Source organism: Hamadaea sp. NPDC050747 (assembly GCF_040654195.1).
Classification (GTDB): Bacteria; Actinomycetota; Actinomycetes; order Mycobacteriales; family Micromonosporaceae; genus Hamadaea.
Window position 1 is genome coordinate 457,502 of sequence record NZ_JBFAHM010000005.1, and the last position, 23,420, is coordinate 480,921.

The 23,420-nt window shown below is 69.1% G+C and carries 17 protein-coding genes; 6 read left to right on the forward strand and 11 right to left on the reverse strand.

Annotated features, from left to right (window positions below; translation table 11 throughout):
• Positions 1 to 8: 8 nt before the first annotated feature.
• From AB0H43_RS14325 to AB0H43_RS14355, 7 genes are all read right to left on the reverse strand, one after another.
• Positions 9 to 2,891, reverse strand: a complete 2,883-nt coding sequence (locus AB0H43_RS14325) for an EAL domain-containing protein (protein ID WP_359999759.1) — start codon at positions 2,889 to 2,891, stop codon at positions 9 to 11.
• Between the two features lie 154 nt (positions 2,892 to 3,045).
• A complete protein-coding gene (locus AB0H43_RS14330) occupies positions 3,046 to 4,842 on the reverse strand; it encodes a cellulase family glycosylhydrolase (RefSeq protein ID WP_359999760.1) in 1,797 nt (598 codons plus the stop codon).
• 209 nt (positions 4,843 to 5,051) lie between these two features.
• Positions 5,052 to 5,921 (reverse strand): LLM class F420-dependent oxidoreductase, encoded by an 870-nt coding sequence (locus AB0H43_RS14335; RefSeq protein ID WP_359999761.1) that lies wholly within the window; start codon positions 5,919 to 5,921, stop codon positions 5,052 to 5,054.
• A 19-nt stretch (positions 5,922 to 5,940) separates the two neighbouring features.
• Positions 5,941 to 6,783, reverse strand: coding sequence for a hypothetical protein (locus AB0H43_RS14340; protein ID WP_359999762.1), 843 nt, complete (start codon positions 6,781 to 6,783; stop codon positions 5,941 to 5,943).
• A gap of 102 nt (positions 6,784 to 6,885) precedes the next feature.
• Positions 6,886 to 8,787: a Calx-beta domain-containing protein gene (locus AB0H43_RS14345; RefSeq protein ID WP_359999763.1), complete on the reverse strand. Its 1,902-nt coding sequence runs from the start codon at positions 8,785 to 8,787 to the stop codon at positions 6,886 to 6,888.
• A 331-nt stretch (positions 8,788 to 9,118) separates the two neighbouring features.
• Positions 9,119 to 9,604, reverse strand: a complete 486-nt coding sequence (locus tag AB0H43_RS14350) for a hypothetical protein (protein WP_359999764.1) — start codon at positions 9,602 to 9,604, stop codon at positions 9,119 to 9,121.
• Positions 9,605 to 9,660: 56 nt separating this feature from the next.
• A complete protein-coding gene (locus AB0H43_RS14355) occupies positions 9,661 to 10,935 on the reverse strand; it encodes a low temperature requirement protein A (protein WP_359999765.1) in 1,275 nt (424 codons plus the stop codon).
• Between the two features lie 125 nt (positions 10,936 to 11,060).
• Here AB0H43_RS14355 and AB0H43_RS14360 point away from each other — a divergent pair, with 125 nt between their 5' ends.
• Complete coding sequence (locus AB0H43_RS14360) at positions 11,061 to 11,363, forward strand: hypothetical protein (protein ID WP_359999766.1); 303 nt, start codon at positions 11,061 to 11,063, stop codon at positions 11,361 to 11,363.
• Between the two features lie 193 nt (positions 11,364 to 11,556).
• The gene (locus AB0H43_RS14365) at positions 11,557 to 13,572 is read left to right on the forward strand and encodes a cellulose binding domain-containing protein (protein ID WP_359999767.1); all 2,016 of its coding nucleotides are present in this window, start codon (positions 11,557 to 11,559) and stop codon (positions 13,570 to 13,572) included.
• A 161-nt stretch (positions 13,573 to 13,733) separates the two neighbouring features.
• Here the strand turns inward: AB0H43_RS14365 and AB0H43_RS14370 are convergent, their stop codons facing one another.
• Positions 13,734 to 14,720: a LacI family DNA-binding transcriptional regulator gene (locus AB0H43_RS14370; RefSeq protein ID WP_359999878.1), complete on the reverse strand. Its 987-nt coding sequence runs from the start codon at positions 14,718 to 14,720 to the stop codon at positions 13,734 to 13,736.
• A gap of 208 nt (positions 14,721 to 14,928) precedes the next feature.
• On the opposite strand from AB0H43_RS14370, the gene AB0H43_RS14375 reads away from it, so the two are divergent.
• The 4 genes from AB0H43_RS14375 (at position 14,929) to AB0H43_RS14390 (ending at position 20,235) form a co-directional block, all read left to right on the forward strand.
• Positions 14,929 to 15,864: a sugar ABC transporter permease gene (locus AB0H43_RS14375; protein WP_359999768.1), complete on the forward strand. Its 936-nt coding sequence runs from the start codon at positions 14,929 to 14,931 to the stop codon at positions 15,862 to 15,864.
• Positions 15,865 to 15,917: 53 nt separating this feature from the next.
• Positions 15,918 to 16,718 (forward strand): carbohydrate ABC transporter permease, encoded by an 801-nt coding sequence (locus tag AB0H43_RS14380; protein WP_359999879.1) that lies wholly within the window; start codon positions 15,918 to 15,920, stop codon positions 16,716 to 16,718.
• Positions 16,719 to 16,768: 50 nt separating this feature from the next.
• Positions 16,769 to 18,112 carry a sugar ABC transporter substrate-binding protein gene (locus AB0H43_RS14385; RefSeq protein ID WP_359999769.1) on the forward strand — a complete coding sequence of 448 codons (1,344 nt, stop codon included), beginning with the start codon at positions 16,769 to 16,771 and terminating at the stop codon, positions 18,110 to 18,112.
• A gap of 89 nt (positions 18,113 to 18,201) precedes the next feature.
• On the forward strand, positions 18,202 to 20,235 hold the full coding sequence (locus AB0H43_RS14390) for a beta-galactosidase (RefSeq protein ID WP_359999770.1): 2,034 nt from the start codon (positions 18,202 to 18,204) through the stop codon (positions 20,233 to 20,235).
• Between the two features lie 112 nt (positions 20,236 to 20,347).
• On the opposite strand, the gene AB0H43_RS14395 is transcribed toward AB0H43_RS14390, so the two are convergent.
• From AB0H43_RS14395 to AB0H43_RS14405, 3 genes are all read right to left on the reverse strand, one after another.
• A complete protein-coding gene (locus tag AB0H43_RS14395; RefSeq protein ID WP_359999771.1) occupies positions 20,348 to 21,055 on the reverse strand; it encodes a Clp protease N-terminal domain-containing protein in 708 nt (235 codons plus the stop codon).
• Complete coding sequence (locus tag AB0H43_RS14400) at positions 21,056 to 21,268, reverse strand: hypothetical protein (RefSeq protein WP_359999772.1); 213 nt, start codon at positions 21,266 to 21,268, stop codon at positions 21,056 to 21,058.
• Between the two features lie 73 nt (positions 21,269 to 21,341).
• Positions 21,342 to 23,345, reverse strand: a complete 2,004-nt coding sequence (locus AB0H43_RS14405; protein WP_359999773.1) for a glycosyl hydrolase family 28-related protein — start codon at positions 23,343 to 23,345, stop codon at positions 21,342 to 21,344.
• Positions 23,346 to 23,420: the final 75 nt, after the last annotated feature.

The following is a 23,420-nucleotide window of genomic DNA, read 5'->3' on the forward strand; positions in this document are numbered from 1 at the left end:
CTGCCGGTTCAGCGCAGGAACCGGTCCTCGGCCTCGTCGGCGGGGACCGGTTCGGCGAACAAGTGCCCCTGCCCGTAGCCACAGCCCAGCCGAACCAGGTGGTCACGCTGCTCGGCGGTCTCCACGCCCTCGGCGATGAGCCGCAGACCGAGCTTGTGTCCCATGAGGATGATCGAATCGACCAGGTCGCCGCTCTTCGTGTCGTGACCGAGCCGGGACACGAACGACTTGTCGATCTTCAGCGCGTCGATGGGCAACCGGTGCAGCGCCTCCAGCGACGAGTAGCCCGTGCCGAAGTCGTCGATGTACAGCTCGCAGCCCAGCGCGTGGATCTCCTCCAGGAAGGTCCGGGCCTGGGCGGGATCCCGCATCACGACGCTCTCGGTCAACTCCAGCGCCAGCCAGCTCCCGTCGATGCCGGCCGCGCTCAGGCACTCGGTCAGCGTGCCGATGAGCGTCCGGGTCCACAGCTGCCGGTGCGACACGTTCACGCTGACCCGCAGATCCCGGCCCGCCACCGCCCGCCACGCGGCCAGTCGCCGGCACGAGTCGGCGAGGATCTGCTGCCCGATGCCGATGACCAGGCCGGTCTCCTCGGCGATCGGCAGGAAGTCGATCGGGTCGAGCAGACCCCGCGTCGGATGCTCCCACCGGGCCAGCGCCTCGAACCCGTCGATCCGGCCGGTCGGCAGATGCACGATCGGCTGCACGAAGGTCCGGATCTCCTGCCGGTCCAAGGCCCGGCGCAGCTCCGACTCGACCTGCAACCGGCGCACCGCCCGCGTACGCATCGAGTCGTCGAAGACCGCCTGCGAGCCCTTCATCCGGGACTTGGCCGTATACATGGCGATGTCGGCGTCGCGGACCAGGTCCTCGGCCGTCGCCGCGGACGAGTCGCCGAAGGTGACTCCGATGCTCGCGGTCACCACGACGTCGTGGCCCTGGACGTGAAACGGCTCGGCCAGGCTCGCCTGGAGCCGCTGGGCGACGTCGTTGGCGTCCGAGTTCTGCGCGATGTCGTCGAGCAGGATCAAGAACTCGTCGCCGCCGAACCGGGCCGCAGTGTCGGTCGCGCGCAGGTTCTCGTTGATCCGGGCGGCCACCTCGATCAGCAGCCCGTCCCCGGCCGCGTGCCCGAGGCTGTCGTTGACGACCTTGAACCCGTCCACGTCGAGGAACAGCACCGCGAAGCGGCGGCCGGGAATCCGGCGACGCTGCCGGACGGCCTGCCGGAGCCGGTCGAGGAACAGCGTCCGGTTCGGCAGCCCGGTCAGCCCGTCGTAGAGCGCCGCCGCCCGCAGCTGTTCCTTGCCCAGGCGCAGGTCGCGAACCATCCGGTCGTAATCCAAGGTGTGGGCGAGCAGCGCCGCCCAGTGGTTGACCGGCTCCCGTCCGGTCTCGACCGCGCGTACCGCCGTGTCGACGACGGCCAGCAGGCCCCAGTCGCTGGCGTCGACCTTCACCGGGACCACGCAGACGATGCCTTCGGCGACCTCGGCCGCCACCTCCATCAGGTACGCCGGAGGAAACGCCGTGACGGGCAGCCGAGCCGGCAGCTCCGGCGGCGTCCCGCCGTGCCGGTACGCCCCGGCGACCTCCAACGTCGTGCCGTCCCCGGTCCACAGCCCGAGGCAGCCCGCCACCGCGGGCGTACGCGCCAGCCAGCCGAGCCCACGGGGATCGTCCCGGTGGCCGCGCAGGAGTTCGGTGCTCACCTCGTACTGCTGGCTCAGCGTCTTCTGCAGGTAGACGTTGTCGTGGAACAGCGCCCGGCCGTGCGCCTGCATCATCGCCCGCATCAGCGGCCCGGCCGGAGTGTCCTGTTCGGACACCGTGGTGACCATGTCCATGAGGATCTCGGAGCGGCCGCTGGCCTGCGCCAGGCGCTGCACCGCCGCCGACAGACCCGGCACCGGTTCGTGCCCGATCGCGTCGGCGACCGTGGTCACGTCGTGGTCGACGGCCGGGGCCGGGAGTTCGGGAGCGACCGGCGCCACCGCCGCCCGCAACTGCTCGGCCGGCGTCGCCGAGGCCGGCCCCGGTACGCAGCCGCAGGACTCGCGTACCACCAGGGCCGTCGGCACGTAGTGATGGGCCATCGGCTCGCCCACACCGTGCAGGAGCCGGGCCAGTTCGGCGACGGCCGTCCGGCCGAGCAACTGCACCGGTTGCCGCACGGTGGTCAGCGGGGGATCGGCGTACGCCGCCGCACGCTGGTCGTCGAAGCCGACGATCGCCTGGTCACGTGGCAGGACCAGGCCCTGACCCTGCAGCACGGTCATGATTCCGACGGCGTTCGCGTCCGTGCCCGCGACGAGCGCCGTCGACGGGATCCCCGCCGCCACCAGCCGCCGGCCGGCCGCCTCGCCACCGCCTTCGTGGTTGTCGTCGGCGGCGAAGACCAGGTCGGGATCGGCCGCGATGCCGTGCGCGACCAGCGCCTCCCGGTACGCGTCCAGCCGCTCCTGGACGTCGGTCGCCCCCAGGTAACCGGCGAAGGCGATCCGGCGATGCCCGTGCCCGACGAGGTGCGCCACGGCGTCGCGTACGCCGGCCCGGTTGTCCGGCACGATGACCGGGCAGTCCACGTCGCTGACCTCGTGGCCGATGACGACGACCGGCCGCCCGGACTGCTGCACGCTCTTGAGGTACGCCGACCCCGCCGCCCGGAGGATCACCACCACGCCGGAGAGTTGTTCGGCGCCGACGAGGTGCCTAAGGTCGGGCGGCCGCTCGATCTCGGTCTGCTCGGTGCCCGCGTCCGTCGTCTGCATCGCGAGGACGTTGGCCCCGAGTTCCCGGCCCGCCCGGGCGATCCCCGTCATGATGCCGCCGAAGTACCACCCGCCGAGAAACGGCGAGAGCACGCCGAGCGTGAACTCCGTGGACATCAGCGACATGGTATGCCCAAATTGCCCACCACTTAACCCTGGCGCGGCTGCGACCGGCGGAAACGTCTGCCCGAAATGTCGCTCTAGGCGGGCGCTGCGCTGTGCGTACCATTTGAGGAGGCCGAGGGTCGCGCGGACCCTCGGCCCCACGGACCTACGGGTTCTGGGTGAGCAGGTGAGCCTTGAAGCCCTCGCCGAACGTCGCGGTCGCGGTGCCGCTGTAGTCGGTGATGAGCACGTTGCCCGAGCTGCAGCCCCACGGGTTCCACGTCCAGGCGAGGTAGCTGACGCCGTGCGCGTCCGCCCACGCCATCACCTGGTCGATGTAGTCGTGGGCGCACGTGTTCTGGCCGATCTCACCCGCGACCACCGGCACCTGCGCCGCGACCGCGCCGATCTGGCTGTCCCAGCAGGACGTCGTGACACAGGCGTTGAAGTTGTACGAGTGCCAGGAGGCGACGATGTTGCCGGCCGGGTCGGTCGGCTTGTACGCCAGCCACTGGGTCAGGTCGTTGGTCCAGGTCAGCCCGGCCACCATGATGACGTTGGCGGCGCCGGTGGCGCGGACCGCGTTGACCAGGCTCTGCATGCCCGCGACCTGGTAGGAGATGCCGGTGCAGGTGCCGCCGTCGCGCAGGCAGGTCCAGGCGGCGGTGGCGTTGCTCCAATTGTTCGCGGCGTCCGGGTAGGGCTCGTTGAACAGGTCGAAGACGACCGCGTTGTTGCCCTTGAACATCGTCGCCAGCTGGGTCCAGAAGGTCGGCGCGTACTGGGCGTCCGGCATCGGCTTCTGGCAGGTGGCGTTGACGTCCGAGCAGGCCGACGAGGTGCCTGTGTAGGCGCCGTGGTTCCAGTGCATCTCGACGATCGGGGTGATGCCGTTGGCCACCAGGAGATCGGCGTACGCCTTCACCGCGGCCTGATAGGTCGAGCCGCTCGGCGTGCCGAAGGTGCCCAGCCAGCAGTCCTCGTTCAGCGGAATGCGAACGGCATGGATGTTCCACGCCTTCATCGCGTCCACGCTCGCCTGGTCCGGAGTGGCGCTGTCCCACATGCCCTTGCCCTGCACGCAGGCGAACTCGGCGCTGGCCCGGTTCACCCCGAGCAGCCGGTAGGTCGCGCCGCTCGCGGTCACGATCTTGTTCCCGGAGACGTGCAGCGCCGGGGCGGCCGTGTCCGTCGTGCCGGTCACCGTGATCGAGATCGGCGTCGTGGTGGTGGTCGCCCCGAGGTTGTCCACCGCCCGGGCGCTGACCGAATAGGTCCCGGCCGCCACGTTCGTCCACGAGTACGCGTACGGGGACGTGGTGTCCGAGCCGATCACCGTGGAGCCGTTGAGGAAGTCGACCCGGACGACCGAGCCGTCCGTGTCGCTCGCCGTCGCGGCGAAGTTCACCGTCGCCGGGGCGGCGAACGTCTGACCCGCAGTCGGGCTGGTCAAGGTCGCACTCGGTCCCTGGTTTGTGCTCGGGGACGAGGACGACGGACTGGGTGACGTCGTGGCACCGGTGCAGGCGACACCGTTGAGGGCGAAGTCGGTCGGCTGCGGGAACGGACTCGGCGGCGTCGTGCCGGCGGTCGTGCGGGTCCAGTTCCCTTGCAGGCCGACGCTGGCGTTGGTCTGATTGGTGCCGATCGCCCCGTTCCACCCGATGTCGGTCGCGGTGATCGCAGTGGTGCCGGTGAAGGAGGCGTTCCAGCCACTCGTCCGCGTATGCCCGCTCGGCAGGGTGAAGGTCAGCGTCCAATGCGAGATCGGATCGCCGAGATTGGTGATGGACAGGGTGGTGGTGAACCCGCCCGAGGTCGACGACGACTGCCAGGCGTTCGTGTTGGTGTACGCGACCGTGCAACCCGCCGCCGCCTGCGCGACGCTGGGCAGCATCACGCCGGCCGCGAGGCTGGTCACCGCCGCCGCGGCAGCGGCGACGATGGTGGACCACCGTTTCATGGAGTCACCCCATATCGAAGGACGTATGTGGGAGCGCTCCCATTATTCCTACGATGACGCGCGTGTCAAGCGCTCGTTTCAGGGGCCGTGCTTGGGCGCTGCCTACCGTGCTTTGGGCGCTGCCTACCGTGCTTTGGGCGCTGGATCAGGGTTCTCGGTCGAATCTTGCGTCAAGATTCGACCTGGAACCCTGATCCAGCCGCGAAAAATCAGCTGAGGTCGAGGCGCGGAATGACGCGCTCGGCGAGCTCCTCGGTGAACTCGACCGGGTGCCGGTCAGGCATCACCTGGATCTCGGTCGCGCCGAGCCGGCCGTACTCCGCCGCTTCGGCGACGAACGCGTCCACGTCGGACAGTGCCGGCCGAGTCATCAGCACGGTCTTGGCGATCGTGTCGTAGTCACGGCCCTCGGCGTCGCAATGCCGCTTGAGCACGTCGAACTTGTGCGCGACCGTGTCGACGCCCACCCCGAAGATGTTGCAGGCGTCGGCGTACCGGGCGGCCAGGCGCAGCGTCTTCTGCTCGCCACCGCCGCCGATGAGGATCGGCGGATGCGGTTGCCGCAGCGGCGCCGGTACGCACAGCGTCTCGGCGAGCTGGTAGTGCTTGCCCTCGAAGGGGCCGTTCTCGTCGCTCCAGAACTGGAGGCAGATCCGCAGGGTCTCCTCCAGCCGCTCGAACCGCTCGGCGACCGGCACCACCGGTACGCCCAGCGCCGCCTGTTCCCGCTCGTACCACGAGGCGCCCAGCCCCAGCCGGGCGCGACCGCCGGAGAGCACGTCGAGGGTGGTCACGATCTTCGCGAGCACCCCGGGATTGCGGTACATGACGCCGGTGACCAGCAGGCCGAGGGTCATGCGCTCGGTGATCGCGGCGAGGTAGCCGAGCGTCGTGTATCCCTCGAGCATCGGCTCCTCGGCCGTGCTGGTCGGCGTCTGCATCTGGAGGTAGTGATCCATCACCGTGAACGACGAGAACCCGGTCTCCTCGGCGAGCCTGGCGGTCTGCGCCAGGGTGGGCGCGATCGCCGCCGGTTCGGCCGGCGTCGAGTAGTTCCAGTAGTGCAGACCAAGCCTCATCGTGTCACCTGCCACTTCGCTAGTACTGCATCACGCAGTACACGACGGTCGGATGGGTGAACCGGTACCACCGGTTCCACTTGTAGTTTTTCGTACAGCGGTCGCCGTTGGACGCACCCGGCACGATGTCGATCACGTGAACAGTGCCTTTCGCTTTGCACTTCGACGCCGCGACCACCCAGCCAGACCCCTTGGGGAACTTGTAGCAATAGGTCTCGACCAGGTAGAGCGCCAGGCAGAGCCGGTACCCCTCGACCGTGATGTAGGGCGACTGCGGATCGGTGCAGGTGCCTTGCGAGTAGTCGGTCGACAGCACCTTGTAGGTGCCCCGGCTGCCGTTGCAGTTGCCGATTCCGAGGAAGGTGCCCTGCTCGTCGACGGAGATGCAGTCGCCGACCTCGACCGGCGACGGCGGCGGGGCGGCCTCGGTCGTCTCGACCACCGTGGGCGGCGAGTAGGAGTCGGACGGGTACGGGTAGCTGGTCTCATACGGCGAGGTCGACGTGTGGGCCACCGGCTCGCTCTTGTCGCGCAGGAGGAACCAGCCGCCGACGCCGACGCAGCCGCCGATCAGGCAGAGCGCGAGTACGCCACCGATGATGCCCAGGACCAGGCCGGTCTTCTTCTTGGGGGGCGGTGGCGGGCCGACCGGAGCCCCCGGCGGCACCGGCGGGCCGAGCGGCGGAACGGGGGAACCCGTGCTGAGCGTGGGATATGCGGCAGTCGGTTCCGTGGCCGGACGGTTCACCGGCGAACCTGGATACGCCGACGACGGAGGCTGCGGATAGCCGGGCTGATTCCACTCCGGAGGCTGGTTCCACTCCGGATAGCCAGGCTGATTCGGCGGAGGGGGTGTGGTCACCCGCCGAGTGTCACACAGGTGATCCACAGGTCGCCAACCGCCGGAGGGCGGGGCAGCCGTCCGGCCGCCCCGCCCTCGTTCATCTATCGGTTACGCGACTGATCACGCGACACACGGGTTGCCGCTGGGGTGCAGCGCCGTGCCGTGGACGTCGGCCGTCGACTCGGCGAGCACCACGTCGGTCAGGAGCGTGTCGAGGACGACCGCCTGCTGCGTGACGCTGGTGCCGGTGGTGGTCGTGCCGTTCAGCTTCAGCGACCCGACGACGAGCGGAATCGTCAGCGGAGCGCTGCCCACCGTCACCGTGACACCGTTGATCTTCAGCGAGGAGATCGACGACGAACCCGAGTAGGTCGGCACGAGGCCGCTCGGGCCCGCGGTGCAGGTCACCGAGGCGGACGACTGGATGACGCCCAGCTCGATGGTGACCAGGCCACCCACGGTGATCTTCGTGGACTCGATCTTCGCGGTGGACGCGGCCTTGTCACCGAGCACCGGAACGATGTTCTGGTTGTCCGGCGACAGGTCCGTCGAGGCGGTGATCACCTTGGCGTCGACGTTCACGAGACCGGAGGTCAGGTTGAGGCTCGCCACCGTGTCGCTGTCGTCGACGCACGGGAGGTCGGCCGGGTTGGCCTTGCCCGCCTTGAGACCCGCCAGGTTCAGCGCTGTCGCCGAGCAGGAGAAGACGCCGTTGCGGTCCTGGTCGACGATCGTGCCGACGCCGGTCGGGTCGATCAGCGCCGCCCCGGTCGGCGCGGACAGCGTCACCGTGAAGGTCTCATTGTTCTCGTCGACGGTGTCGTTGACGATCGGGACCGTGATCTGCTTGCTGGTCTGGCCGGCGGTGAAGGAGACGACACCGCTGGTGGCGGCGTAGTCGGCCGGAGCGGTCGCGGTGCCGTTGCTGGTGGCGAAGCTCGCGCTCACGGGGAACGGAGCCGGCGCCGGCAGGGACACCGTGAAGGTGGCGTTCCCGGCGTTCTCGTTGACGGACACGTCGTTGATGCTCAAGCCGGGCACCACGACCGTCAGGTTCTGCACGTAGCCGCGGCTCGTGCCGTCGATGAGGAAGTCCACCGCGCAGTGGTGCGTGCCGGCCACGGCGTTGGCCGCGATGTTCACCGTCTCGGTGAAGTGCGCGTCGTCGCCGCTGGTCACGACCTCGCTGCCCGGTGCGAACGACAGGGCCACGGGCGGACCGCAGCCGAACGGCGTCGGCGTCACGGTGACCTTGATCGCCTGGATGCCGGCGAGGATGGCCTCCGACACCTGGTCCGACGGCACGTTGTTGAGCAGTACGCCGCCGGTCGCGTTCACGATGTCGGTGAACTGCCCGGTCGCGTCGAGGTTGCCGACGTTCACCGCGACGACCCGGATGTTGGCCGCCTGCAGCGCCGAGATCGTCTGGGCGAGGGTGTGACCGTTGCTCGGGTCCTGCGACGGCGCGTCACCGAAGATGACGATGATGCGCGTGCCGTCCGGCCGGTAGGTGACCGCTCCGGTCGACAGTTCGTACAGGGCGTTGAGGTCCGCCTCCGGGAAGTCGCAGCCGCCGCCGGCGCTCCACATGTCGATGCCGGCCTGGACGGCCGCGGCGTCCGAGGTGATCGCCTGATCCACCTTGAACGGCACGGCGTCGCAGTTGAAGTCCTTGTACTCCGCGACGCCGAACTGTGCGGTCGGCTGGGCCGAACTGATGGTCGAGAGCACGCCGGCGGCGTTGGTGCGCACGTCGCCGATGGCGGCGCCCATGCTGCCGGTGGTGTCGGCCAGGAACACGATGTCGGGCTTCGGCGGCACCGTCGGCGTGTGGACGGTCTTGGCGATGTCCGCCGTCCCGCCGGGCGGCAGGGTCAGCGTGACATTGGCCGGTTCGACTCCCGGATCGCTCGCCGCGGCCGGGGTGGCCGTGAAGCTGAGGCCGGAGGCGAAGGTCGCCAGCGCCACGAGTGCGATACCCGTACGCAGGCTTCCGGACCGCCGTCGGTCGGTCAGGAACATGGTCGCTCCTTTCGCGGGCAGCCGTCATCGGCATCGCTTTCCGAGTCGTCGAGACGATCCCGATGCGACGGCCAGTGGGGTTGGATGACCACAGTCAAGTAAATGAATTAGGTGCCATCAACTCTTGACTATCCCCCCTGGCTGTGCCGGATGATCTCCGTACGCTCACGGACCGTCCCCAGTGGAGCGGATTGGTGGGTGAAAGGGTGGCCGAACGGCCGATCCGACGGGAGTGGTCTTCGGCGGATTTCGAGTCGTCACGTGAGAATCACACGCGATTCACGTTGCTCTGTCGGTACTCCGACACAGCAACGTCCACAGTGGTGGTGACTTAATGGTCCGTGACGATTCCTTCGGCGTTTACGCCCGAATCGGCGGCCACCCGGAGCCGGTATGTGGTACCGGCGTGCAATCCGGTCCAGCACCAGACGTGCCACCCGCCGTCGCCCGGCCAGGCCGCCTCGATCGGGTCGTATCCGGCGCCCTCGACGGCGACGGTCGCCGGTCCCGACGTGCTGAGCAGCGCGCAGGCCTGGCCCGTGGCGGTCACGAAAGCGACCGCGTCGGCGGCGTACGCGACGGGCAGCGCCCGCACATCGGTGGTGGTTCCGGTGTCGATCGAACGGTTCAGCGGCTCGACGGCGGTCAGGGCGACAGCGGTGGACCGACCGGCGGCTCGCGCCGTTCGATCCGCGTCCGCGGCGGTCGCCGCCCGATTTCCGGCCTGCTCGGCGGTGGCCCGCGCGGTGACGGCGATCGTCACCACGACCGCCGCCAGCAGCGCAAGACCGATCTTCCTCGCAAACGTGTGCGTCACCGTTCCTCCCCAGGATCGCGCGCTCACGTCGATCGAACGCGCGTACTAATATCCTTTCACGACGGTGACCCCGCGTCAACGCTTCCGGCCGCTCGGCGGACCTGAGTGATTCGGCGTTCACGCTGCTCAGGGTCTACGACGCGGTAGGAGATATGCCACAGCGCGATCAGCACGAGGGTGGCCGCGACGAGCCATCCCGGCAGCCCTTCACCGAGCGCGCCGAGCACCAGGGTGAGCGCGATCGCCGGTACGCCCCAGCCGAAGACCCATCGTGCCGGTACGCCGCCGCGCGCGCCGGTGATCGTGGCAGTGAGGAAATAGACCGCCATGCCGCCGCAGAGCACCCACCGGTCGGCCGTCGGCAGATGCTCGCCGGGGTGCGCTGCGATCAGGCCGAGCCCGGCGGAGACCGCGACGATCGCCCCGGTCATGACGAAGTGGGCGGGGAGGGTGAGGCGCAGGGCGACCGTGCGGTCGCCGTAGTTCGCCAGCGAGCTGGACCCGTACTGCAGGGTCAGGTACCAGATCGCCACGAGCAGGCCGAATCCGGTGATCACCGACAGCCACAGCGCCTGGTCCCACACCGGTACGCCCGCCGCCGCCGCGACCAGTTGGGCCACCGCCTCGCCGAGCACGATGATGACGAACAGTCCCAGGCGCTCGCCGAGATGCCGGGCGTGCGGCTGGGCCGCCTTGATGTCGGGCAGCTCCGGTACGCGCATCGGCCGCATCCGGACGTTGCGCGCCATCCGGCGGAGCCAGATGTCGCGCTGCTTCAGTTGTTCGCGCTGCTCGGCGGCGATCTGCTTGTCCGGGTCGAGGGAGAGGACGAACGAGGTGACGATGTCCAGCACGATGCCGGCGAGCCACAGGTAGTACCGCGAGTCGGCCAGCCACAGCGACACGATCCACGGAATGACCCCGTTGCCCTGCCGGGCGGCGGGCCAGTCGGTCGGCACCAGGTTCGATCGCTTCCAGGTCAGCGCGGCCAGGATCCGGCACGCCACGTACGCCAGCACGAAGACCCGGTAGTCGTCGCCGTGCCCGTGGACGGCGTGCGGGATGGCCGCCGCCATGACGGCGATGCCGAACATCGCGATCAGCAACGGCACCTGGTTGACGCGGTCGCCTCGCACGTTCGCGTACAGGCTGAACGAGGTCCAGACGCTCCACATCGCGTAGTAGAGGATCGCGAAGACGGCGACCTGCTTGAGGCTGAGGTCGTCGTGCAGCAGATGGGCCAGCTGGGCGACGGCCGCCACGATGACGAGATCGAAGAACAGCTCGAGCCATGAGGCGTGACGATCCTCGGCGGCAGCGGGGTTGGACATGATCGGAACTATCTCACCAGCTCATTGTGGCGACCGGGGCGGATCATGTGAAAAGTCTTAACGGTCAATGCCATCCAGTTCGTGAATCAATTACGGTGACAGCTTCCGAGAGAAGGGAAACCGTTATGGCACAACGGATCCGGCTCGCCCTCGCGGGCGCCGCACTCGCCCTCGGGGCGGCGACGCTCACCGCCGCGCCCGCCCACGCGGCGAGCCTGGTGACCTGCGAGACCGAAGGCGGCTACTACGACTGCTACCTGCCCAGCGGTTACTACGGCCAGGTCTGGTACTACGACGGCGTACACGTCGCCGGGGCGGACAACTACAGCTCCATCGGCGGCTCCTGCGTCGTCGGCACCAAGCACAGCGTCCGCGTGACCTTCGACGGCGGCGGCCGGTCGAGCACCTCGTTCACCTGCGCCGCCTGACCCTGCCCGCCTGAACCCCTCCTCACCGGCTGGATCAGGGTTCTCGGTCGAATCATGACCCAAGATTCGACCGAGAACCCTGATCCAGCGCCGAACCACACAGCGGCGTTGACATCGAAGGAGCGGCATACGACGCTGTGGGAGCGCTTCCACTCCACGGACGCGTACGCCCACAACCAAAGGACGCCCGACGATGAGAAAGAGCCGCATCGCCCTGCTGGCCTTGACGCTGGCAGCGGCAAACCTCGCCGTCCCCAGCCAGGCTGAGGCAGCCGACACCGTGACCGTCCGGGTCAACACGAGAGCGGGCCTGGAGAGCGTGAGCGACGCCGCGTACGGCGTCAACCACGCGGTCTGGGACACCACCCTCGGCACGAACGCCGTCGCCGACCTGCTCAAGGACGCCGGTACGCAGATCATGCGCTACCCCGGCGGGTCCTATTCGGACATCTACCACTGGAAGACCAACACCGCACCCGGCGGCTACGTCGCCCCCGACACCGATTTCGACCACTTCATGGCCGGGGTCCAGCGGGCGAACGCGCAGGCGATGGTGATCGCCAACTACGGCACCGGCACTCCGGAGGAAGCCGCCGAGTGGGTGCACTACGCCAACGTCGAGAAGAACTACGGCGTGAAGTACTGGGAGATCGGCAACGAGCTGTACGGCAACGGCCACTACGGCGCGAACTGGGAGGCCGACGATCACGCCGACAAGAGCCCGGCCGGCTACGCCACCGTCGCCAAGCAGTACGCCCAGGCGATGAAGGCCGTGGACCCGACGGTCAAGATCGGCATCGTGCTGACCACGCCCGGCAACTGGCCGGACGGCATCGTGGGCGCCGGCGACGCGGGGACGTGGAACCAGGTGGTGCTGCAGATCGCCGGGCCGAGCGTCGACTTCGCCATCCTGCACTGGTACCCGGGCGGCTCGAACGGGCCCGACGCGTTGTCGAAGACGGCCCAGGTGACCGACGCGGTGTGGCTGGCCCGCCAGCAGATCACCAAGTACGCCGGGAAGGACCTGGGCATCGCGCTCACCGAGATCAACACCGGGTACGGTCAGAACACCCAACCGGGCGCGTTGTTCGCGGCGGACGCGTACGCGAGTCTCACCGCGGCCGGAGTCTTCAACGTCGACTGGTGGAACGTCCACAACGGAATCGGCACGGTGTCGACGGTCGCGGGGCACACCGACTACGGCGACTTCGGCCTGCTCTCCAGTGCCAACTGCACCGCCGACGGCACCGTCTGCCAGCCGGCCTTCAACACGCCGTTCGGCCCCTACTTCGGGCTTTCGCTCGCGTCACGGTTCGCCCCGGCCGGCGCCCAGCTCGTCCGGGCGGTCGCGAGCGATCCACTGGTCAAGACGCACGCCGCGCGTAAGCCCAACGGCGACCTGTCCGTCCTGCTGATCAACGAGGACGAGGCCAACACCAAGGCAGTCACCCTCAGCTACACCGGCTACTCGCCCGCCACGACCGCCCAGGTCGCCAGCCACGGCAACGGCGACACCGCGATCGCCACCACCACCGGCACGGCCACCTCGGTCACCCTCGCGCCGTACTCGGTCACCGTGCTCACCCTGCACCCGACCGCGGCGGTCACCGCCCCAGCGCGACCCGGCCGCCCCTCGGCCTCCGGCGTGACCGCCACCGACGCGACGCTGACCTGGCCCGCCGGGGCCGCCGGCCTCAAGTACGAGGTCCACCGCCAGAACGGCGCGATCACCGAACAATGGGGTGAGACCACCGGCACGAGCTTCACCGTCCACAACCTCACGCCCGGCACGCGCTACACGGCCAACGTGATCGCGCGCGACGGATCCGGCAAGGTCTCGTGGGCCTCGGCGCCCGTGACGTTCCAGACTGGTACGCCCGGCGCAGCGCCCTGTGCGGTGACGTTCGCGGACGTCAACGACTGGGGCAACGGCTACGTCGGCAGCGTGGACATCACCAACACCGGGACGAACCCGATCGACACCTGGAACCTCGCCTTCACCTGGCCGACCGCGTGGCAGCAGCTCAGCAGCGGCTGGAACGGCACCTGGACGTCGACCGGATCCGCCGTAAGCGTCTCGAACGCCGACTTCAACCGCACGATCGCGCCCGGCGCGACGGTCAACGTCGGCCTCGTCGGGGCGTACCAAGGACCGAACGTCCTCCCGGCGTTGTTCACGCTGAACGGCGCTCTCTGCACCACCCGCTGACCCAGCCGCGCCCTCGGCGCCGTCTGCGCCCGCGCCCCTCGGCGCTGGATCAGGGTTCTCGGTCGAATCTTGGCCCAAGATTCGACCCGGAACCCTGATCCAGCGCAAACGGGGGAGCGCAAACTGGGGAGCGCAAACGGGGGAGCGCCGAGGCGACGGCGTCAGGCGCGAGGCGGGGCGGTGCTGGACCTGACGACCAGCCGCGTCGGGACGAGGGTGGTGCCCGTCTCGTGTTCGGCGCGCTCGATCTGCCGCAGCACGCCTTGCACACACCGTCGGCCGACCTCGGCGAAGTCCTGGTGGACCGTGGTGAGCGGCGGGATGAAGGAGTTCGCCTCGGGGATGTCGTCGAAGCCGACGACGCTGACGTCCTCTGGGACCGACTTGCCCCGTTCGTGGAGCGCACGCAGGATGCCGAGGGCCATCTGGTCGTTGGCGGCGAAGATCGCGGTGCAGCCGGGTTCGTCGGCGAGGCGGAGTCCGGCCTGGTAGCCGGACTCGGCCGACCAGTCGCCGGACAGCGGCGGCGGAACGGGACGGCCGGCCGCTTCGAGCGTCTGGCGCCAGGCGAGCGCCCGGCGGTTGCTGGCGAAGGACTCCCCGGGGCCGGTGACGTGCCACACGGTTTCGTGGCCGAGGTCCAGCAGGTGCGCGACGGCTTGGCGGGTGCCGTCGGCCTGATCGGTGTCGACGACGCTGTAAAGCTCGCCCGCGTCCGAGTCGGCCACGACGACCTGCACGTTGGGTGGGAGCGTCACGGTGGCCGCGTCGAGCAGGTGAACCTCCATGATCACGATGATCCCGTCCACTGCCAGCTCGCCGAGCCGGGTGAACGCCCCGAGCACGCTGTCCTGCGTGGGCACCGCGACCGGGATCAGCGTGATCGCGTACCCCTCGTGGGCGGCGTGCGTGGCGATGGCCTCGAGCGTGCGGCTGTTGCCGGTGCTGGCCAGCGAGAAGAGGATCACGCCGATGGTCCGGAACGCGCCGCGCTTGAGCGCGCGGGCCGCGCTGTTGGGGCGGTAGCCCAGTTCCCGCATGGCCGCCAGGACCTGCTCTCGCGTGGTGTCGACGACGCCGGGGCTGCCGTTGGAGACCCGGGAGACCGTCTGCGACGACACACCGGCGACGCGCGCGACATCAGCCATCGACACCCGCCGAGCGTTTGCCATCGTCCCGCCCTCCCGTAACGAATCCGAAACCCGCGCTTGACGTGCCCGGTGGCCCGGTGACAGTATCACCGCGCCGATGTTTACGTAAACATCCAGCAAGGTCACAGGATGAAGCGCCAGGTGGCGCGCTATGTTTACGTAAACATCAGCGATCCTACCGGCGAAGTCTGAGAAGGAGGAGGACATGGCGGTCCTCGCGCCTCCCGCGATCCAACGCTCCGGTCCACCCGGCCGGTCCGGGGCGGCGAGGCGACGCCGGAGCTGGACGGGATGGGCGTTCGTCGGCCCGTTCATGGCCGTCTTCGCCTTCGTCTTCCTCGCCCCGATCGCGTACGCGATCTACCTGAGCTTCTTCCGCACGAAGCTCATCGGCGGCACGAGCTTCGTCGGGCTGGAGAACTATCAGAACGTCTTCACCGACCCGCAGTTCTGGTCCTCGTTCGGCCGGGTCGCGCTGTTCCTCTGCGTCCAGGTGCCGATCATGCTGTTCCTGGCGCTGCTGGTGGCGCTGGCGATCGACAGCGGCCGGCTCTACGGCAAGTCGTTCTTCCGCGTGACGATCTTCATGCCGTACGCGGTCCCCGCCGTCGTCGCGACGCTGATGTGGGGCTTCATGTACGGGCCGCAGTTCGGCCTCATCGGCAACATCAACGACGCGTTCGGCTGGTCGCTGCCCAACCCGCTCGGCCCCGACTGGCTGCTGGCCTCCATCGGCAACATCGTGACCTGGGAGTTCGTCGGCTACAACATGCTGATCTTCTACAGCGCCCTGCAGGTCATCCCGCGAACCCTCTACGAGGCGGCCGAGCTGGACGGGGCGAGTCAGCTCCGGGTCATCCGCTCGATCAAGCTGCCCGGCATCCGGGGCGCGCTGCTGATCGCCACGATCTTCTCGATCATCGGCACCTTCCAGCTCTTCAACGAGCCCGCGATCCTCAAGAGCCTCGCGCCGAACGTGATCACCACCTACTACACCCCCAACATGTACGCGTACTCGCTGTCCTTCGCCGGCCAGCAGTTCAACTACTCCGCCGCGGTCGCGATCGTCATGGCGCTGCTGACCGCCATCGTCGCGTACGCCGTCCAACTGCGTGGCCTGCGGAAGGAGCGTCAGTCGTGACGACGGCCCGCGCGCGCAAGCGCAGCCCCCTGCTGACCGCCCTGACCGCCGTCATGTTGCTGTACAGCCTCGTCCCCTTGGTGTGGCTGTTCATCAACTCGACCAAGTCCCAGGCGAGCCTGTTCGACTCGTTCGGGCTGTGGTTCTCCGGCGACTTCGCGTTCTTCACCAACATCCGCGACACGCTCACCTATGACGACGGCGTGTTCGTCCGCTGGCTGCTCAACACGGTGCTCTACGTGGCGCTGGGCGCGGGCGGGGCGACCGCGCTCGCCACCCTCGGCGGGTACGCCCTGGCGAAGTACGACTTCTTCGGCAAGCGGGCGGTGTTCGCCGTCGTGATCGGGGCGGTCGCGGTGCCGACGACCGCGCTGGCGGTGCCGACCTTCCTGATGTTCTCCAAGCTCGGCCTGACCAATACGCCATGGGCGGTGATCATCCCGTCGCTGATCTCGCCGTTCGGCCTCTATCTCATGTGGACTTTCGCGGCCGAGGCCATCCCGGGCGAGCTGATCGAGGCGGCCCGCGTCGACGGCGCCGGCGAACTGCGGACCTTCTGGAAGGTGTGCGTACCGCTGCTCGCGCCGGGCATCGTCACCGTGTCGCTGTTCACCATGGTCGCGACCTGGAACAACTACTTCCTGCCGCTGATCATGCTCAAGGATCCGGACTGGTATCCCCTGACGCTCGGCCTGAACTCCTGGAACGACCAGGCCGCGACCTCCGGCGGGCAGGCCGTCTTCAACCTCGTCATCACCGGATCGCTGCTCACGATCCTGCCCCTGCTCGCCGCGTTCCTGCTCCTCCAGCGCTACTGGCAGTCCGGTCTGGCCGCCGGTGGCGTCAAGGACTGACTCCGTTCACCGTTCCCTGATTTATCGCACCATCCCTTGAGAGGACCATCATGACGATCAACCGACGCGCATTCCTCCGGGGCGCCGCCGCGTTCGGCACCGCGGCCGCCGCCACCGCCGCTCTCGCGGCCTGCGGCTCCGACGACGACAAGGGCGACAGCCCCACGGTCTCGGCGAACGACGTCGACGCCGCGCTCGCCGCCGGCGGCACGCTGACGGTCTGGGCCTGGGAGACCACCCTGAAGCAGGTCGTCACCGCGTTCCAGGCGAAGTATCCGAAGGTCACGGTCAACCTGGTGAACGCAGGCACTGGTGACAAGCAGTACACCGCGCTCCAGAACGCGATCTCCGCCGGCTCCGGCGTACCGGACCTGGCCCAGATCGAGTACTACGCGCTGCCGCAGTTCGCGCTGGGCAAGTCCCTGGTCGACCTCTCCGGGTTCGGCGCGAACTCCCTCGACGGCACCTTCACCCCCGGCCCGTGGGCGTCGGTGAAGTCTGGCGGCGTCACCTACGGCCTGCCGATGGACTCCGGCCCGATGGCGCTGTTCTACAACAAGGAAGTCTTCGACAAGCACGGCATCGCCGTCCCGGCGACCTGGGACGAGTACGTCGCCGCCGCCAAGAAGCTGCACGCGGCCGACCCGAAGGCGTACATCACCAGCGACACCGGTGACGCCGGCTTCACCACCAGCATGATCTGGCAGGCCGGCGGCAAGCCGTTCCAGGTCGACGGCTCGAACGTTAAGATCAACCTGGCCGACGACGGCTCCACCAAGTTCGCCACCCTCTGGCAGCAGCTCGTCACCGACAAGCTGGTCGCGCCGATCAGCGGCTGGAGCGACGCCTGGTACAAGGGCCTGGGCGACGGCACCATCGCCACCCTCATCATCGGCGCGTGGATGCCGGCCAACCTGGAGTCGGGCGTCGCGGCGGCCAAGGGCAAGTGGCGCGTCGCGCCGATGCCGCAGTGGACCGCGGGCGGCACCGCGACCGCCGAGAACGGCGGCAGCGGCCTGGCCATCCCGAAGCTCGGCAAGAACAACGCGCTGGCCTACGGCTTCATGAAGTACGCCACCACCGGCGAGGGCGCGCAGATCCGCGTCGACAACGGCGCCTTCCCGGCGACCGTCGAGCAGGTCAACGCCGACGCGTTCAAGAACAAGGAGTTCCCGTACTTCGGCGGCCAGAAGGTCAACGAGGTCCTGGCGGCGGCCGCCTCGGGCGTCGTGACCGGCTGGTCCTACCTGCCGTTCCAGGTCTACGCCAACAGCATCTTCAACGACACCGTGGGCAAGGCGTACGTGTCCAGCACGACGCTGGCCGACGGTCTCAAGGCGTGGCAGGACGCCTCCGTCAAGTACGGCAAGGAGCAGGGCTTCACCGTCAACTGAAGCCGTCGCTGATCAGATCCACCCCTGGCCGCGGGCGGGCTGCCACCCGCCCGCGGCACTCTTGACCAATCTGCAAGGAGAGCACCACCGTGACCGCCCCACAGTGGCTGCGCCGCCCCTCCGGCGCCGCGCCGCGCATCTCGTACGGCGCCGATTACAACCCGGAGCAGTGGCCTCGTGAGGTGTGGCAGGAGGACGTACGCCTCATGCGTGAAGCCGGCGTGGACGTCGTCTCGCTCGGCATCTTCTCCTGGGCCAAGATCCAGCCCGCCGAGGACCGGTGGGACTTCGGCTGGCTGGACGAGGTCATGGAGCTGTTGCACGCCAACGGGATCGGCGTCGACCTGGCCACCGCGACCGCCTCGCCGCCGCCGTGGCTGACCGCCAAGCATCCGGAGATCCTGCCGGTGAACGCACAAGGCGAGACGGTCTGGCCGGGCGGGCGGCAGCACTGGCGGCCCACGTCACCGGTCTTCCGGCAGTACGCCCTGGCACTGGTCGAGAAGCTGGCCGAGCGCTACCGCAACCACCCGGCGCTGGTCGCCTGGCACGTGTCGAACGAGCTGGGCTGCCACAACGTCTACGACTACTCCGACGACGCCGCGCGGGCCTTCCGTGTCTGGCTGCGCGACCGGTACGCCACGATCGAGGCGCTGAACCACGCCTGGGGCACCGCCTTCTGGTCCCAGCAGTACGCGACCTGGGACGAGATCCTGCCGCCGCGGTTGGCCGCCACCCACCCGAACCCGACGCAGCAGCTGGACTTCAAGCGCTTCTCCGACCACGCGCTGCGGGCTTACCTGTGGGCGGAACGGGATCTGCTGCGCCAGTACACCCCAGACGTGCCGATCACCACGAACTTCATGGTGATGGGCGAGATGAAGACCATGAACTACGCGGCCTGGGCCGGCGACGTCGACTTCGTCTCCAACGACCACTACGTCGTGCCGGGGCCGCAGGCCCAGGACGAGCTGTCCTTCTCGGCCAACCTCACCGGCAACATCGCCGGCGGCCGGCCCTGGTTCCTCATGGAGCACTCGACCAGCGCCGTGAACTGGCAGCCCGTCAACCTGCCGAAGAAGTCGGGCGAGCTGATCCGCGACTCGCTGACGCATGTCGCGCACGGGGCGGACGCCGTCTGCTTCTTCCAGTGGCGGCAGTCCGCGGCCGGAGCCGAGAAGTACCACTCGGCCATGGTTCCGCACGCTGGAGAGGACAGCGCCGTCTTCCGTTCGGTGACTCGGCTCGGCGCGACGCTGCGCGATCTCGCGCCGGTCGCCGGGGCGGTCCGGGAGCAGGCTCCCGCCGCCATCGTCTTCGACTGGGAGTCGTGGTGGGCGGTCGAGGCCGACTCGCACCCCACCAATCGGCTGAAGTACCGGCAGGAGGCGCTCGACTGGTACACCGCGTTCCTCAACCTCGGCATCCGGGCCGACGTCGTGCCGCACGGCACGCCGCTGGGGGCGTACCGGCTGGTCGTCGCACCGATGCTGCACATGCTCAGCGAGCCGGCCGCCAAAGAGCTGACCGCCTATGCCGAATCCGGCGGTCACCTGATCACCACCTACTTCTCCGGCGTCGTCGACGAGCACGACCACATCTGGCTCGGCGGCTACCCGGGGGCGTTGCGTGACCTGCTCGGCATCCGGGTCGAGGAGTTCGCCCCGCTGCTCGACCCGGAGATCGCCCGGCTCGACAACGGGCTGACCGGCACCACCTGGTCCGAGCGCGTCGACACGGCGAAGGACGTCTCGGCGCTGGCTCGCTACACCGACGGCGAGCTGGCCGGATATCCGGCGATCACGCGTCGCGTCACCGGGTCCGGCTCCGCGGCATACGTCTCGACGCGGCTGGGGCCCGCGGGTCTCACGCGGGTGCTGGGCGACCTGGTGTTCGCGGCGGGTCTCGCCAGCGACCTGCCCGCTTCCGTCCGCGGCCAGGTGGAGCTGGTGGTACGCCGGCAGCAGGACACCCGGTACGCCTTCCTGATCAACCGGACCGCCCGGCCGGTGACCGTCGCGGGACTGGCCGGGCAACCGTTGGCGGGCAAGGTCGCCGGGGGAGCGGTCGAACTGGAGCCACGCGGCGTCGCCGTCCTCCGCCTCTCAGCGCCAACCCGCTAACGCTCGCCTCCGCCCGCCCCGCCCACCCCCCTTTCCGCGCGATCATGGACTAACGGTCGTGATCGACCGGTGTCACGTCCACAGAAGCCTGATCGTTCCCGCGTATCCCTGATCAACTGGCGGCCACCGCTGCCGGGAGGGCACCGGCGGTGGCGGTGCGGCCGGTGGTGCGCTCGTAGCGGCGTACCAGGTCACGGCTGCGGGCGCGGCGTCCCCAGCGTCGGTCGGCGCGGAGGATCAGGTTCCGGTGCGGCGGCGGGTACGCGGCCGTGAGAGCGCTGAGCAGGGCCGCCCGAGCGACGCCGAGGTCGGCGAGCAGCCAGGCGATCCCGGGGTCGACGGCGACCAGGGTCAGGGCGAGGTGTTCCGGCCGGTGGTCGCGTTCGCGCCGGGCCAGCGCCAGCCGCAGCGACGCCTCGTATGCCGCCTGCGCGTCCAATCCGAGCGGTGGATCCATTGCGGCGGACCGCCGACGGGCCTGACGCGCGCCCAATGGCAACAACGGTTCCCGTCGAGGCGGCTGGTCGAGGAGGGCAGGACCGGACAGGCCGAGGAGGGAGTCCAGGTCGACACCGAGGACGGCGAGCGCCGCCCGGTCAGCGGCCGCTCCCGCGCCACCTGGGCCGCAGCGCGCGACGACGTCGCCGACGGTGGCCGGGGCCAACCCGGCCGATGTGAGCACCGTGGACAGATGCCCGCCGGTGGAGACGAGGCTGAGCAGCAGGTGTTCGCTGCCGACTCGGCCGGACCCGGTCTCGCGGGCGAGCCGGAACGCCCGGCCGACGGCTCGGCTCAGGTCAGCATGATCGCCGCGGAACATTCAGTCCTCCCCGTGGTATTTGCGGTGCACGGTCTGCTTCGTGACGCCCAGCCGGAGCGCGATGTCGCGCCAGGACCAGCCGGCCCGGCGGGCGGCCGCGACGTGCTCGGCTTCGAGCTGCTCGACCAGGCGTCGCAGCCGCGCGACGGCTCGCAGCCCCGCGTCGGGATCGGCTCCACGGACGGCCCCGTCCAATTCCGCCAGCTCGGACATGTCGTCAGCATATGCTGACGCCGCCTCATCGTCAACATATGCTGACGATGAGGCGGCGGTCATCGAGGTGCTGTCACCACTGCGAGGGCGGTGGCGGCGTCACGACCGGCGGCCGGTCGTCACAGGTGATGGTGTTCGGCAGCTCCCACGAGGCCATCCAGGGCCCGGTGGTGCCGCCGCCGTCGTTGCCGCCGAGATCGGTCACCGAGAACTCCGACCCCGCCGGGGTGAAGTGGAACGTGCCGCAGTTGTTGATGCCGACCGCACCGACGTTGCGGGCGTCCACGTTGGAGAAGGTGGCCGACCCGGCGACCCGGGCGCTGAGCACCGAGGTTCCCGTGCCGTCCACGCGGATGTCGGCGAAGTGGACGTTCGAAACGCCGTACAGGTCCTTCACCGGCCAGTCGCTGACCAGCATGATCGCGTTGTAGGTGCTGTCCAGGTAGTGGTCGCCGGTGACCCGGATGTCGGCGTCGATGCTCTTGTCGAGCGCGTAGATCCAGATCGCGCTCAACCCGATGTTCCAGTTCAGTTCGTACGTCCCCGCGCGTACCACTGTGTTGTCGGTGATCGACAGGCGGCCAGCGAACGCGGTGGCGTTGAACCGCGAGCCCACGTGCAGACCGCTGCCCTCGCGCAGCGGGTCGGCCACGAGGTTGCCCACGACGGCGTTGTCCGTGCCGCCGTAGATCGCGATGCCGTTGGCGAGCGTCGGCGTCTGGACGGTGTTGCGGCTGAAGGTGTTGCGCGCGTTGGCCGTCGTCTCGGACCACATCGCCAGGCCGTCGTCGCCCGTGTTGCGGACGAAGTTGTTCGTCGCGACCGAGTCGGTGACGCCGACGTGGAAGTTGAGGCCGTCGGCGATCTGGTCGGCGATGACGTTGTCGCGGACCGTCACGTTGCTCATCGGCCCGTCGAACCAGAGGCCGACCTTGGTGTGGTGGATGTAGAGGCCGCTGATCGTCGAGTCGCTCATCGCGCCGCCCACGCCGTTGACCTGGTCGGTGTCGATGCGCTCGCGAACGTCGCCCTCGATGGTGAAGCCGGACAAGTGCACGTTGCGGCTGCCCCCGGCAGACGCGTCCGTGCCGTAGAAGCCGACTCCCGTGTGGACGGAGCCGTCCGGCGCGGGCTCGGACAGCGCCACCTCGTGACCCTTGACGATGGTGTACCAGCTGCCGGCGCCCTCGATGGTCACGTCGTCGACGACGATATGCCGGTTGACCTGGTACGTGCCCGGCGGGATGTAGACCTTCAGGCCTTTGCGCTTCGCGTACGCGATGGCGCGGTCGAACGCGTCGGCGGACTCCCGGCGTCCGGTCGGGTCGGCCCCGAACAGCAGAACGTTGGCCGCCTTGAGAACGATGTGCGGCAGCCCGACCAGCTCCGAGTCCAGCAGGTCGATGACGGTCCACGCGGCGTTCGTGCCGGCCGGGGCGGTGAGCCGGATCTTGCTTCCGGCCGGGTACGCCTTGCCGAGCAGCAGGCGCTGCTCGTCGTAGAAGTGCATGGGACGGAACGGAGTGGTGATGACCGGCTTCGGTTCGGTGTACGCCGGTACGCAGCCGCACTCGGTGATCCACCAGTCCTCGTGCAGCAGTCCCGCGGTGGGGTCGTTGCTGAACGGGTACTGGTTGTAGAGCCACGAGTACTGCGAGGTCAGCGTCATGGTGCGCTTGTTCTTGCCGTTCACCGTGACGTCCAGCGGAGCGGTGATCCCGCCGCCGGTCGGCGCGTCCGGGATGCTGTAGCGGACGGTGAGGGCGTTGGCCGTCGCCGGCAGCGTGAACTCGACGTACTGCCCGGGAGTCAGCTGGACCGCTGTCCGCCCGGAGGCCTCCGCTGGCAGCGTGTACGCCTGCCGGCTCGGGCCGATGACGGTGCCGGTGGTGGCGGCGTTCTCCGCTTCCTGCTCGGCGAACGGGACCGCCGCACCGCGTCCGGCGACCAGGGCCGGGTCGAGCGCGGCCCGCGTGACCACGGGACCGTTCGCCGCGGCGGCGGGGGACGCGCCGACGACCCCGCTCGCGACCAGTGCGCCGGTCGCGAGGAGGGCGAGGGCTTTCTTCCTGTGCATAGACCGCTCTCTTCCGGGGCTGGGGATAGAGACTGGCCTACGGTAAGACTCGCGTACGCGACGAGACAATAGCCG

What these genes read in the sequence shown, in the direction of transcription:
- AB0H43_RS14355 (WP_359999765.1), bottom strand. Translation starts at nt 10,935, where the DNA reads ATGTCCAACCCCGCTGCCGCCGAGGATCGTCACGCCTCATGGCTCGAG.
- AB0H43_RS14395 (WP_359999771.1), bottom strand. Translation starts at nt 21,055, where the DNA reads ATGTTCCGCGGCGATCATGCTGACCTGAGCCGAGCCGTCGGCCGGGCG.
- AB0H43_RS14345 (WP_359999763.1), bottom strand. Translation starts at nt 8,787, where the DNA reads ATGTTCCTGACCGACCGACGGCGGTCCGGAAGCCTGCGTACGGGTATC.
- AB0H43_RS14375 (WP_359999768.1), top strand. Translation starts at nt 14,929, where the DNA reads ATGGCGGTCCTCGCGCCTCCCGCGATCCAACGCTCCGGTCCACCCGGC.
- AB0H43_RS14385 (WP_359999769.1), top strand. Translation starts at nt 16,769, where the DNA reads ATGACGATCAACCGACGCGCATTCCTCCGGGGCGCCGCCGCGTTCGGC.
- AB0H43_RS14335 (WP_359999761.1), bottom strand. Translation starts at nt 5,921, where the DNA reads ATGAGGCTTGGTCTGCACTACTGGAACTACTCGACGCCGGCCGAACCG.
- AB0H43_RS14400 (WP_359999772.1), bottom strand. Translation starts at nt 21,268, where the DNA reads ATGTCCGAGCTGGCGGAATTGGACGGGGCCGTCCGTGGAGCCGATCCC.
- AB0H43_RS14380 (WP_359999879.1), top strand. Translation starts at nt 15,918, where the DNA reads ATGTTGCTGTACAGCCTCGTCCCCTTGGTGTGGCTGTTCATCAACTCG.
- AB0H43_RS14370 (WP_359999878.1), bottom strand. Translation starts at nt 14,720, where the DNA reads ATGGCTGATGTCGCGCGCGTCGCCGGTGTGTCGTCGCAGACGGTCTCC.
- AB0H43_RS14360 (WP_359999766.1), top strand. Translation starts at nt 11,061, where the DNA reads ATGGCACAACGGATCCGGCTCGCCCTCGCGGGCGCCGCACTCGCCCTC.
- AB0H43_RS14330 (WP_359999760.1), bottom strand. Translation starts at nt 4,842, where the DNA reads ATGAAACGGTGGTCCACCATCGTCGCCGCTGCCGCGGCGGCGGTGACC.
- AB0H43_RS14405 (WP_359999773.1), bottom strand. Translation starts at nt 23,345, where the DNA reads ATGCACAGGAAGAAAGCCCTCGCCCTCCTCGCGACCGGCGCACTGGTC.
- AB0H43_RS14325 (WP_359999759.1), bottom strand. Translation starts at nt 2,891, where the DNA reads ATGTCCACGGAGTTCACGCTCGGCGTGCTCTCGCCGTTTCTCGGCGGG.
- AB0H43_RS14365 (WP_359999767.1), top strand. Translation starts at nt 11,557, where the DNA reads ATGAGAAAGAGCCGCATCGCCCTGCTGGCCTTGACGCTGGCAGCGGCA.